The 12,187-nt window shown below is 65.5% G+C and carries 12 protein-coding genes; 4 read left to right on the forward strand and 8 right to left on the reverse strand.

Going from position 1 to position 12,187, the window contains the following annotated elements; all coding sequences use genetic code 11:
• Nucleotides 1-73: 73 nt before the first annotated feature.
• Entirely contained in the window at nucleotides 74-1,399 is a 1,326-nt protein-coding gene (locus AB0366_RS17660) for a PhoH family protein (RefSeq protein ID WP_188078813.1), read from the forward strand.
• 53 nt (nucleotides 1,400-1,452) lie between these two features.
• Here AB0366_RS17660 and AB0366_RS17665 read toward each other — a convergent pair whose 3' ends face one another.
• Together AB0366_RS17665 and AB0366_RS17670 are read right to left on the reverse strand one after the other, a co-directional pair.
• Nucleotides 1,453-1,860: a limonene-1,2-epoxide hydrolase family protein gene (locus AB0366_RS17665; RefSeq protein ID WP_366245037.1), complete on the reverse strand. Its 408-nt coding sequence runs from the start codon at nucleotides 1,858-1,860 to the stop codon at nucleotides 1,453-1,455.
• Nucleotides 1,857-3,404, reverse strand: a complete 1,548-nt coding sequence (locus AB0366_RS17670) for a serine hydrolase (protein WP_366245038.1) — start codon at nucleotides 3,402-3,404, stop codon at nucleotides 1,857-1,859. Before AB0366_RS17670 ends, AB0366_RS17665 begins: the two co-directional genes overlap by 4 nt.
• 174 nt (nucleotides 3,405-3,578) lie before the next feature.
• Between AB0366_RS17670 and AB0366_RS17675 the strand changes: the two genes are divergently transcribed.
• Nucleotides 3,579-4,436, forward strand: a complete 858-nt coding sequence (locus tag AB0366_RS17675) for an acyl-ACP desaturase (protein WP_121873333.1) — start codon at nucleotides 3,579-3,581, stop codon at nucleotides 4,434-4,436.
• 99 nt (nucleotides 4,437-4,535) lie between these two features.
• On the opposite strand, the gene AB0366_RS17680 is transcribed toward AB0366_RS17675, so the two are convergent.
• Entirely contained in the window at nucleotides 4,536-5,936 is a 1,401-nt protein-coding gene (locus tag AB0366_RS17680) for a class II fumarate hydratase (RefSeq protein WP_121873332.1), read from the reverse strand.
• 47 nt (nucleotides 5,937-5,983) lie between these two features.
• Nucleotides 5,984-7,024: a class II fructose-bisphosphatase gene (glpX, locus tag AB0366_RS17685; protein ID WP_121873331.1), complete on the reverse strand. Its 1,041-nt coding sequence runs from the start codon at nucleotides 7,022-7,024 to the stop codon at nucleotides 5,984-5,986.
• 135 nt (nucleotides 7,025-7,159) lie between these two features.
• Here glpX and AB0366_RS17690 point away from each other — a divergent pair, with 135 nt between their 5' ends.
• Entirely contained in the window at nucleotides 7,160-7,732 is a 573-nt protein-coding gene (locus AB0366_RS17690) for a DUF4245 domain-containing protein (RefSeq protein WP_366245039.1), read from the forward strand.
• Here the strand turns inward: AB0366_RS17690 and AB0366_RS17695 are convergent.
• From AB0366_RS17695 to AB0366_RS17705, 3 genes are read right to left on the reverse strand one after another with little or no spacing between them, the layout of a single operon-like run.
• Entirely contained in the window at nucleotides 7,729-7,950 is a 222-nt protein-coding gene (locus AB0366_RS17695; RefSeq protein ID WP_037191413.1) for an exodeoxyribonuclease VII small subunit, read from the reverse strand. The genes AB0366_RS17690 and AB0366_RS17695 overlap by 4 nt on opposite strands.
• A 14-nt stretch (nucleotides 7,951-7,964) precedes the next feature.
• Nucleotides 7,965-9,227, reverse strand: a complete 1,263-nt coding sequence (gene xseA, locus AB0366_RS17700; protein WP_366245040.1) for an exodeoxyribonuclease VII large subunit — start codon at nucleotides 9,225-9,227, stop codon at nucleotides 7,965-7,967.
• On the reverse strand, nucleotides 9,224-9,841 hold the full coding sequence (locus AB0366_RS17705) for a lipid droplet-associated protein (RefSeq protein WP_121873328.1): 618 nt from the start codon (nucleotides 9,839-9,841) through the stop codon (nucleotides 9,224-9,226). Before AB0366_RS17705 ends, xseA begins: the two co-directional genes overlap by 4 nt.
• Nucleotides 9,842-9,963: 122 nt before the next feature.
• Here AB0366_RS17705 and AB0366_RS17710 point away from each other — a divergent pair, with 122 nt between their 5' ends.
• A complete protein-coding gene (locus tag AB0366_RS17710; protein ID WP_366245041.1) occupies nucleotides 9,964-10,971 on the forward strand; it encodes a 4-hydroxy-3-methylbut-2-enyl diphosphate reductase in 1,008 nt (335 codons plus the stop codon).
• An 89-nt stretch (nucleotides 10,972-11,060) separates the two neighbouring features.
• On the opposite strand, the gene AB0366_RS17715 is transcribed toward AB0366_RS17710, so the two are convergent.
• Nucleotides 11,061-12,185: a DUF6542 domain-containing protein gene (locus AB0366_RS17715; RefSeq protein ID WP_366245042.1), complete on the reverse strand. Its 1,125-nt coding sequence runs from the start codon at nucleotides 12,183-12,185 to the stop codon at nucleotides 11,061-11,063.
• Nucleotides 12,186-12,187 lie beyond the last annotated feature (2 nt).

The raw sequence follows: 12,187 nt of genomic DNA on the forward strand, positions 1-12,187 counted from the left end.
TCACCTGACACATTGGACCCGACCGGCCGAGCGACAGAGTTTGCGCGGTACCGCGCAGACGTAGGAGCCCCACGTGACCACTTCACGCTCCGTTTCCGCCCCTCTTCGGACATTCGTGCTCGATACCTCGGTCCTGCTCTCGGATCCCTGGGCAGTCATCCGGTTCGCCGAGCACAATGTGGTACTTCCGCTGATCGTAATCAGCGAGTTGGAGGGCAAACGCCACCATCACGAACTGGGATGGTTCGCGCGGGAATCCTTGCGCATGCTCGACGACCTACGCGTCGAGTTCGGCCGACTCGACCAGCCGGTTCCCATCGGAACGTCCGGTGGCACACTGCAAGTCGAGCTCAACCACACCGATCCCACGGTGCTTCCCGTCGGATTCCGTACCGACTCCAACGACTCCAGAATCCTCGCGTGCGCCCTGAATCTGGCGGCCGAGGGCAAAGATGTGGTGTTGGTCAGCAAAGACATTCCGCTGCGCGTCAAGGCCGGTGCTGTCGGGCTTCCCGCCGACGAGTACCACGCACACGACGTGGTGCCATCCGGGTGGACCGGCATGACCGAGCTCGACGTGCAGCCCGACGCAGTCGACACGCTGTTCAACGACGGCGTCATCGACCTCGCCGAGGCGCGAGACCTGCCGTGCCACACCGGAGTTCGACTGCTTGCCGGACGGCAGAGTGCGCTGGGGCGCGTCACGCCCGACAAGCAGATCCAACTCGTGCGCGGTGAGCGTGAGGCGTTCGGACTGCACGGCCGTTCGGCAGAACAGCGAGTGGCGCTCGATCTTCTGCTCGACGAGAGCATCGGCATCGTCTCACTCGGTGGAAAGGCAGGCACCGGTAAGTCCGCTCTGGCGCTGACTGCCGGACTCGAGGCCGTCCTCGAACGTCGCTCGCATCGGAAAGTCGTTGTCTTCCGGCCCCTCTACGCCGTCGGCGGCCAAGAGCTCGGCTACCTCCCCGGTAGCGAGAGCGAGAAGATGGGCCCCTGGGGACAGGCGGTTTTCGACACCCTCGAAGGGCTCGCGAGCCCGGAGGTGATGGAGGAGGTCATCGCCCGCGGAATGCTGGAAGTGTTGCCACTGACGCACATTCGCGGTCGATCGCTGCACGACTCCTTCGTGATCGTCGACGAGGCACAGTCACTCGAGCGCAACGTGCTGCTGACGGTTCTGTCCCGGCTGGGTTCGGGCTCACGCGTCGTACTCACCCACGACGTCGCTCAGCGCGACAACCTGCGCGTCGGACGACACGACGGCGTCGCTGCAGTGATCGAAAAGCTCAAGGGGCACCCACTTTTCGCGCACATCACCCTCACCCGCAGCGAGCGTTCACCGATCGCGGCACTGGTGACAGAAATGCTCGAAGAGTTCGGGCCGTCGGGAGCCTGACCCCCATTGTGAGCGGAACTTCGTAGCCCACTACGAGGTTCCGCTCACATGGGTCACCGGCCCACTAAGGCCCGGAAAACCCCTCGCACAAGACCTTTCAGGAAGTCGACGTTGTCGAAGTAGTCCCGCCACACGGCCACTTTGCCGTCGCGCAGCTCGAAGGTTCCGCACACCCAGAATTCGATTCGGAGCCGACGCCAGATCAGCGCATCCGTGCGTTCGGTGAGCACGACATCTCCGTCGGCGGCGATGTTGTGCACGATCACGTCGAAGCCGAACGCAGGCTCGGCAAGCGTGGCCATGAACCTGCCCACGTTCGAGCGGCCGCGCACCTTCGGTAGTCCGACGTTGTGCCAGACGATGTCGTCGTCGAGGAGCGACATAGCGCGCTCGGTGTCTCGACTTCTCAACGCGTCGAACAGATTCACTACGGTCTCGGTTGCCTGCTGTGTCTCGGTCATTTCGTGAATCGCCCCAATCCATCGCCGTCGAAGAACTCGAGTGTCAGCGTATTCGCGTTGAACGTCGCCTGGGAGATGGACCCGTCGGGCGCGTTCTCACCGCTCGGCTCGAACGTGAACGTGTCACCGTCCCACGGCGTCAACTCGTAGGAGGTTCCGTTCGGTCCGAGAGCCAACGTCAGTTCCCCGTTGATCTCCGCTACCGTCGCCGGCCCCCAGTAGCTGTTCTGGTACACCCCCACATACGACGCGAGGGGTTGTGGCGCAGTGGGATTGGTGGGGGCGGTCTTGCCTGCGAGCTCGCCCTCCGGTTCGCTCATCCCGGCGAACGCATTCTTGTACAGCGTTCGCCAGTCCTCCCGCACCTCACCGAACTGAACGAGGTCTGCGAACTCGGCGGTCACCGTTTCGGCGATGCCGAGGGGCGCGGCATTGGTCAGTACGACGATGGCGACGTCGAGTGAAGGAATCCAGACGAAGTTGGTGCCGGCTCCGAGTGCGAACGCTCCGGAATGGCTCACCGTCGCGCGGCCGGCCGCGCTGGTGGAGACGTTGAATCCGAAGCCGTAGTAGCCGGCGCGTGAGTCCGGTGTCGCCGACGGGCTCGAGACGATCTGCGCGCTGACCGCGGGCAGGAGGGCGTCGGGATCCACGAGTTCTCGTCCGTCGTGGTTGCCGTCGGCGATCAGCATTGTCAGCCACTTCGCGAGGTCGTTCACCGAGGAGCTGACGCCACCGGCGGGGGTCTGTGGATCGGGTTCTCGCTGATACTTCGCCTGATACTCGCCGTCGACGAGTACGTGGGGTACGGCCCGATCGGCGCGCGCGATGTAGTCCGCGAACGACGAGCTGGTCGAGGTCATACCCAGCGGGCCGTAGATCGTGTCCTGGCTGAGGGTGTCCCAGTCCTTGCCCGACGCCGCAGCGACGGCCTCGGCCGCGGCCGTGATCCCGAAGTTGGTGTAGTGGTACGTGGAGCGGAACGGGTCGAGGGGCACATCCCGAAGGCGTTCGAGAACCTGGCGCCGGTCGTAGCCGAGGTCCTCGAGCAGATCCCCGGCATGCTCGGGCAGCCCGCTTCGGTGGGCGTAGAAGTCGCCGACCGTGATGTTCTCGGTCACCCACGGATCGTCGAGTGCGAACCACGGCAGCTGCGAGACCACCGGCGTCGACCAGTCGACCACGCCCGCTCCCACCTGGGACGCGATGACCGTCGCACCGACCGATTTGGACAGGGACGCCAACTGGAACACCGAGTCACCGTCGACGGGGTCGTCCGTGCCCGCTTCGCGAACGCCGAAGCCCTTCGAGTAGACGACGTCCGAGCCGTGCACGACGGCAATGGCCATACCGGGAATGTTCGACGACGCCATCAGCTCCTCGGCGATGCCGTCGAGCCTGCCGACCGCCTCGTCGACGCGGCCGTCGGGAACATCGACTCCTGCGACCTGACCGGGGGAGAGGTCGCCGGTCGGTGCGGGCTCGGAGGTCGGAGGACTCTCTGCAGTGGGTGCGTCCTCGGAGCACCCGACCAGCACCACCATCGAGCACACGACAGCAAGACACAGAAAATTTCGACCCGACCGCATCATGAGGAGTCCTCACTTCGATGACTGGATGCACCTGAGAATAGACCCGCAACGACCTGGCGTTAGGAGAATTCACAATGGTCAGGGGCACGACGTCGGGCGCTCAGGTGTAGGCGCTACGGTTACCGCATGTCTACGAACCTGTCCGACGGTGATCTGCTGGTCCGTTTGGAGCCCGCGGTCGAAGAGAATCTACGACGCCACATCGAGGCTGCCAACGACTGGCATCCCCACGATCTCGCGCCGTTCGACGAGGGCAAGAACTTCGCGTTCCTCGGCGGCGAGGACTGGACGCCGGAGCAGTCGCACCTCAGTGATGTCGAAATCCTGTCCGCCACGGTCGGCGTGCTGGTGGCCGACAACCTGCCCGCGTACCACCGCGAACTGGCCCACGCGCTCACCGGCCTCGGGGCCTGGTGGAAGTGGACCGGCCGATGGACGTCGGAGGAGAACCGACAGTCCATCGTGCTGCGCAACTTCCTGGTGCTCACTCGCGCAGTCGATCCGGTCGCCCTCGAGCGGGTTCGGATGGAGCACATGACACTCGGATTCGACGCTCCCAGCCAGGGTCTGCTCGACATCCTCGCGCACTTCGCCATCGAGGAAGCCGCAGCCTCGCTGCGCAACCGCAACACCATCGCCCTCGGCAAGGACCCGGTGCTGGCCACCATCCTCGGCCGCATCGCCGACGACGACGCGCTGCAGTCGACGTTCTACGCCAACATCATCGACGAGGCATTCGCCGTGGTGCCCGACCAGGCCGCCCGCGCCATCGCAGACCGGATCAACGGATTCAAGATTCCCGAGGTCGATCTCCCGGACCGCGGCAGCAGCACCGCCGCCCTCGCCGAAGCCGGAATCTACGACGCCGATCAGGAACGCGACAAGGTTTTCAAGCCGCTGCTCGCAGGCTGGAAGATCTTCGACCGCACCGATCTGGGCGAGGACGGCCTGAAGGCACGCGAGGAACTCGCTCACCTGGCCTGAGGTTCGCCCCTTTCGAAACCGTGAATGGTCCATTGCACACGTCTCGGCGGTGCAATGGACCATTCACGCGTTCAGGGGTCCGGCGGGCGAACGGGAAAGCTAGTCCTTGACCTTCGCCATGGCGAGGACGTCGAGGCGCTTGTCCAGTTCGGCCTCACTGAGCTTGTCGCCGATCAGTCCGCGGTCGATGACCGTCTGACGGATCGTCTTCTTCTCCTTGAGTGCCTGCTTGGCGACGGCGGCAGCTTCCTCGTAGCCGATCGCGGAGTTCAGCGGCGTCACGATGGACGGCGAGGACTCGGCGAGGGTCTTGAGGTGCTCGACGTTGGCTTCGAGGCCGACGACACACTTGTCTGCGAACAGCACCGAGACGTTGGCGAGCAGCTTGAACGATTCGAGTACGTTGCGCGCCATCATCGGGATGTACACGTTGAGCTCGAATGCGCCCGACGCGCCGCCGAATGCGACTGCGGCGTCGTTGCCGATGACCTGCGCCGCGACCTGCGTAACAGCTTCGGGCAGAACGGGATTGACCTTGCCGGGCATGATGGAGCTACCGGGCTGCAGGTCGGGGAGGGTGATCTCGCCGAGTCCGGTGAGCGGTCCCGATCCCATCCAGCGAATGTCGTTGGCAATCTTGGTCAGTGAGACCGCGATGGTGCGTAGTGCGCCCGAGGCCTCGACGAGTCCGTCGCGTGCGGCCTGCGCCTCGAACGAATCCTTGGCGGCGGTGAGTGCATCGATACCGGTCGACGCAACAAGTGCGGCAACGACTTTCGGTCCGAAGCCGTCGGGTGCGTTGAGTCCGGTGCCGACGGCGGTGCCGCCGATGGGCAGTTCACCGAGCCGCGGCAGGGTGGCCTCGACGCGTTCGATGCCGGCTTCGATCTGACGGGCGTAGCCGCCGAATTCCTGTCCGAGGGTGACCGGAACGGCGTCCATGAGGTGGGTGCGGCCGGACTTCACGACGTGCTTCCACTCCGTTGCCTTGACCACGAGAGCCTCGTGGAGGTGGCGCAGTGCGGGCACGAGCGAGGTGACGGCTGCCTCGGTGGCGGCGACGTGAGTGGCCGTCGGGAACGTGTCGTTGGAGGACTGCGACATGTTCACGTGATCGTTGGGGTGCACCTCGACGCCTGCCGCCTTCGCGATCGACGCGATGACCTCGTTGGCGTTCATGTTCGAGCTGGTGCCCGAGCCGGTCTGGAAGACGTCGATCGGGAACTGGTCGTCGTGCTTGCCGTCGGCGATCTCGGTGGCTGCGGCGATGATCGCGTCGGCCAGGGTGCCGTCGAGCAGACCGAGGTCCTTGTTGACCTGCGCGCAGGCTGCCTTGAGCAGGCCCATCGCGCGAATCTGAGTGCGCTCGAGCGGACGGCCCGAGATGGGGAAGTTCTCCACGGCACGCTGCGTCTGGGCACGCCAGAGCGCATCGATGGGAACGCGAACCTCTCCCATGGTGTCGTGCTCGATCCGGAACTGCTGTTCGTTCTCTGTCATTGACCTCTTGCCTCGGTAGGGGAGCGGAAACTTCGTCGAGCGGACGGTCAGAAGGACGGGATGGCGCCGGAGGTGTCGCCGTCGAAGTCGATGTTCGAGTACTCCTTGAGCTTGTTGAGCTGGTGGTACGCGTCGATCATGCGGACGGTGCCGGACTTCGAGCGCATCACGATGGACTGCGTGTGCGCACCGCCGCCCGAGTATCGGACGCCCTGGAGCAGGTCGCCGTCGGTGACGCCGGTCGCGGTGAAGAAGACGTTCTCGCCCGAGACCAGGTCCTCGGTGGACAGGACGCGATCGAGATCGTGTCCGGCGTCGATCGCCTTCTGGCGCTCGTCGTCGTCGGTCGGAGCCAGCATGCCCTGGTGCGCGCCACCCATGCAGCGCATGGCGGCCGCGGCGATGATGCCTTCGGGGGTTCCGCCGGTGCCCATCAGGATGTCGATGGGAGAGGTGGGGCGTGCGGCGGCGATGGCACCGGCGACGTCGCCGTCGGAGATCAGTCGAATGCGGGCGCCGGTGTCGCGCACCTGCTGGATCAGCTCGGCGTGCCGGGGTCGGTCGAGGATGCACACCGTGACGTCGGAGGTGGATCCCTTCTTGATCTTGGCGACGCGGGCGATGTTCTCCGCGACCGGTGCGGTGATGTCGATGACGTCGGCGAAATCGGGTCCGACGGCGATCTTCTTCATGTAGAAGACGGCGGACGGATCGAACATCGCGCCGCGCTCGGCGACCGCGAGAACCGAGATGGCGTTGGGCATGCCCTTGGCCATCAACGTGGTGCCGTCGACGGGATCGACGGCGAAGTCGACCTCGGGGCCGTTGCCGTTGCCGACCTGCTCGCCGTTGTAGAGCATCGGCGCTTCGTCCTTCTCGCCCTCGCCGATGACGACGACGCCGCGCATCGAGACCGAGCTGACCAACTGACGCATGGCATCGACTGCTGCTCCGTCGCCACCTTCCTTGTCGCCGCGACCGACCCAGCGACCCGAGGCGAGCGCACCGGCCTCGGTGACGCGTACGAGTTCGAGTGCGAGGTTGCGATCTGGCGCCATGGCGCGAGTGGACTCGGTGCTGGCCGTCATCGGTTTGTAGCCTCCTGGTTGGTGGGGTGTTACCCAGGCGCGATTATCTCACTTCTGTGATGCCCGCGGTGGGGTCGGGTCGTCTGTGAGGCACGCGCCGACCGAGCACTGCTGCGCAGAGGGGATACTGGAGATGTGGCGAACAGCAAACCCCGGATTCTCAACAACAGCCGCGACATGGTGTGGTCGCTCATTCCGCTGGTCATCGCGTGTTTGTTGATTGCGGGTATCGCCAGTCAATGCTCGTTGAGCCCCGGCGGGCCCAGGCAGGGGCCCATTCCCAACTTCGACATCGACACCGCGCTGCAGTACGACGCGTCCGAAATCGGTTTTCCGGTGCGTAATCCGGTTGTTCCCGAGGATTGGACGCCCAACTCGGGCAGTCGTCCCACGATCTCCGGCGACAACGGCGGACCGGTGTCGACTGTCGGATACATCACCGGATCGGGTGCGTATCTGCAGCTGACCCAGACCAGCGCCGTCGAGGAAGTGTTGGTTCCTTTCGTGGCCGGCGACGAGACGGTGTACGCGTCGGGCGCGCAGAACGTCTCGGGTCGAGACTGGGTCGTCTACGGCGAGGAAGGCTCGCGGAAGTATTGGGTCTCGGACTTCGGCGACGTGCGAATCCTGCTGGGCGGTACCGCGAACGATGTGGACTTCACCACGCTCGCCCAGGCCCTCGAGGTCACCGAACCGCTCGCGCCCTAGCTGTCCTTCTCGGTGCTCGCGAGCGCGGTCTCGATCCGCTTGCGGGCACCGGCGAGCTGCTCCTCGCAACGAGTGGCCAGCTGCTCTCCCCGCTCCCACAGGGCCAGGGAGGCGTCGAGATCGAGCCCGCCCTGCTCGAGGATCTTCACCACGCCCACCAGCTCGTCGCGGGCCTCTTCGTAGCCCAGTTCCGATACCGGCTTGTCGTTCTCGCTCATGCGTACTCCTTCTGTCATTTGACTCGCCCCATGACTGCGGCGGTGACGGCACCGTCGGCCACGCGCACTCTGATCTGTGTACCCGGTGGTGCGTCCTCGACCGAACGCAGAACCTCGGGATCCGAACCCGCGACCACCCGCTGTACGACGGCATAGCCCCGAGCAAGTGTGGCAGCAGGACCCAGCGTCGACAGCCTGGCCCGTAGATGTTCGACGAGCGTGTCCTGCGTGGTGAGTTCGCGTTGCACGTCGCGTCGGGCAGCATCGAGCAGCCGTAGAACCTCCTCGCGACGTTGCTCGAGCGAGGCCAGTGGGTCCGCCAGTACCGGACGGTGTCGGAGCATGTCCAGTCCGCGTGCCTCGCGCTCGACCCAATTACGCAGCGCTGCAGCACTTCTCGACTTCAGTTCCGAGACCAGGGCTTGTTCGGCGACGGCGTCGGGCACCACGAGTTTGGCGGCATCGGTGGGGGTTGCGGCCCGCAGGTCCGCGACGTGGTCGCTCAGTGGGCTGTCGGGCTCGTGGCCGATGGCACTGACGATCGGCGTGGTGGCGCGAGAGATGGCGCGGCACAGAGCCTCGTCCGAGAACGGCAGCAGATCCTCGACGCTACCGCCGCCGCGGGCGAGGATGATGACGTCGACGCTGGGGTCGTCGTTCAGCTCCTTCAGCGCGTCCAGAATCGCCGGAACAGCTTGTGGGCCCTGGACCGGTGTGTTGCGGACCTCGAATCGGACCGCAGGCCAACGCCTCTGCGCGACGGTCAGCACGTCCTTCTCGGCTGCGCTGGCGCGCGCAGTGATCAATCCGATGGTGCCCGGCAGGAATGGCAGCGGACGTTTGAGGCGTGGGTCGAACAAACCCTCCGCGGCGAGCAGAGCCCTGAGACGTTCGATGCGAGCCAGCAGCTCGCCGACCCCCACCGCACGAATGTCCGTGGCGCGCAGCGAGATCGTTCCCCTACCGGTGAAGAACGACAGCTTGCCGTAGAGGATGACGCGCGCACCCTCGGTCAGTGGAACGGGTGAACGCTCGAGCAACTGCGGCGAACACGTGACAGACAGCGACATGTCGGCCGACGGATCACGCAGCGTCAGAAAGGCCGTCCTGGTGCCGGGACGAGCGTTGATCTGGGTGAGCTGCCCCTCCACCCAGATGGAGCCGAGCTTGTCGATCCAGCCGGCAACCTTCATGGCGACGGTACGCACCGGCCACGGCTGTTCGGCGGTGCTCGCGCCTGGCTGGGTGGGACCGGACTGGGTTGGGGGAGTGCTCACTTGGCCTTGGCGGTGGTGATGCGGTTGGCGAGCATCGTCTGGAAGGGCGCGCGAGAGAGCGTGTCGTTCTCGTAGTCGAGCAGGGTTTCGAGGTCCTCGATCGAGAGCGTGCGCAGGCGGGCGCGCAGCTGTGCCAGGGCGAGGGTGTCGAAGTCGATCATCTCGACGATCTCGGGCTTGTCGGCGGAGGGAGCGCGCTTGGCCGAGGTGTCCTGAACCGGCTCGTCCAGCGGAGGCGTCGAGTACAGAGCGAAGCGGCCGTTCGCCGCGACCGGCTCGGCCACGGGGGCGTCGGGCACATCGACGTCGTCGGTGATGACGGCGGCGTCGAATCTCGACTCGGTGTCGAAGGTCTCGTCCCCGTCCTCGTCGAAGCTGGCCCAGGCGGGCTGCTCCTCGCTCGGGGTCCCGATGACCGGCAAGTTCGCGATGACCAGATCGCCCTTGATGGCCAACGCCGTCACCTGCTGCTGGAATCGCATACTGCGCGCCAGTGCCTCGCTGACGACCGTCATCGGCAGCATCAGGGCGGAACCAGGAAGCTTGCGAGCCTCTTCCACGACGGTCACGGCGACGCCTGCAGCCACACGCGCTGCAAAGGGGACTCGAGTCATGTGCACCAGACTGCCCGAAACGGTGAACTTTGGGTAGCCGACAGGCTGTACGACCCTTCGCGGCCGGGGTCGAGGGACGTGGAAACGAGGCAGGCGAGCTCGGTGCACGTATCCTGGGAGGTATGTCTTCGGCTGTTCCTCTGAATCTTGGTATTGCACAGTCCGCCGGTACGGGTAAGTCCTCGTACGCCGGGGGTAAGCGAGTGCTGCTCGCGGAGCCGCGGGGCTACTGCGCGGGAGTCGATCGTGCGGTCGAAACCGTCGAGAAGGCGCTGGAGCAGCACGGTGCGCCGGTGTACGTGCGCAAGGAGATCGTGCACAACCGGCACGTGGTCGAGACGCTGTCCGATCGCGGCGCGGTGTTCGTGGAGGAGACCGACGAGGTTCCCGAGGGATCGCTGCTGGTGTTCTCCGCGCACGGTGTCTCACCTGCCGTACACACCTCCGCGGCCGAGCGAAGCCTGCGCACCATCGACGCCACCTGCCCGTTGGTGACCAAGGTGCACCAGGAAGCGAAGCGCTTCGCCAGGGACGACTTCGACATCCTCCTCATCGGCCACGAGGGCCACGAGGAGGTCGAGGGCACCGCAGGCGAAGCTCCCGAACACATTCAGCTGGTCGACGGCCCCGAGTCGGTCGGCAACGTCACCGTTCGAGACGAGAACAAGGTCATCTGGCTGTCCCAGACCACGTTGAGCGTCGACGAGACGATGATGACGGTCGCCAAACTGCGTGAGCGCTTCCCGACGCTCCAGGACCCGCCCAGCGACGACATCTGCTACGCCACGCAGAACCGTCAGGTCGCGGTGAAGGCGATGGCACCGGAATGCGATCTGGTGATCGTCGTCGGCTCCAAGAACTCCTCGAACTCGGTGCGGTTGGTCGAGGTTGCACTGGGCGCAGGTGCGCGAGCGAGCTACCTCGTCGACTACGCCAAGGAAATCGACCTGGCCTGGCTCGACGGGGTCGAGACGATCGGCATCACCTCGGGTGCATCCGTACCGGAGATCCTGGTGCAGGGCGTCATCGAACTGTTCGCCGAGCACGGCTACGCAGACGTACAGCCGGTCACCACCGCGAACGAGACGCTGGTGTTCTCCCTGCCCCGCGAGCTGCGCCCAGCTCGCTAGGAGCACGGCCCACGAAGAGTCAACGCCTCGTATCGGAACCCCTGCCCAGGAGCAGGGAAACCGATACGAGGCGTTTTTCGATGTTCGCGCTAGTCGCTGTGGCGGTCGCGATAGCGAACCCGCGGCACCGGATGCGGGGGAATGTCGTCCCGGTGCGAGGTGGGCAGAGCGTGATCTCCCTGGCCGTCACCTGCGGACGAATTGTGTGCAGTGGATGCGCTCGTCCGAGGAGTCACGACGGGCCTGGCTCCGGTGCTGTACGGATCGGCAACCTCGCGAGGAGCCTGAATCCGGGCCGATCGCTCGCGACGAGGTTCGGTCGAATACCGGGGCTCTGCCGAGTAGCGCGACTCGGACGGTTGTGGTCGCTGTGTCTCGCGTGGCTGCGGTTCACGTGACTGTGCCTGCGGATACTGCGTTCGCTGGTATTCGGGCTTGTAGTTCTGCCGAGGGGAGTCGGTGGCGGCGTATCGAGTCTGCGGTGCTGCAGCCGATCGCCGGGGGCTTGCGGTGGGATCTGCCGCAGAGCGAGAGCCGGGGCGAGGGGTCGAACTGGAGCGAGATTCGGTGTCAGGACGCGGACGAGAATCGGTGCTTCGGCGACCGACGTACGGCCCGGGCACGATGTCGGTGGCCTCGGCCGCGGAGTCGGTGCTGCGATCGGCTGCGGCTGCTCGCCTGCGCGACCGTTCGGGGCGCTCTTCCTGTGCCCGGCGCTGGGCTCTGGTGGGCTTGTCGTCGCTGGGCTTCGGGCTGCGTCGAAGGGTGGGGGCATGCGTGTTCTGCCGTTTGAGCACGATGCGTAGGACTCCGAGTCCGACGGCAACCAATGTGCCGAGCAACATCAGCGGAAACCGGTTGACCAGCGGAATGGCGACGTTGAGGAGGATGTCCTTGAGGCTGGTTCCTGCGTTCTCGGTGAAGTACTGATACGACAGCGGCACGGCGACGAACAGGATCAGTGGGGCTTGCACCATCGCGGTGAACAGTCCGCGGAAGCGGACGAGCAGAACGCCTGCGATGCAGCCCAGGACGTACATGAACGCGAACGCACCGGTCAGCTCGGTACCGCGTGCGGCATCGATCAGAAATCCGAGAAAAGTCAGTCCCGCGGCGATCGCGACGGCACCCCATGCAGGAACGCCGGGCAGGGTCGCGAGGATGGATCGGTGATCCAGCGGTACCCCGGAGCGGGCACGTTGGGAGGTAGACACCC

Origin of the sequence: Rhodococcus sp. NPDC076796 (genome assembly GCF_040702765.1) — a bacterium.
In the GTDB taxonomy this organism is placed as follows: domain Bacteria; phylum Actinomycetota; class Actinomycetes; order Mycobacteriales; family Mycobacteriaceae; genus Rhodococcoides.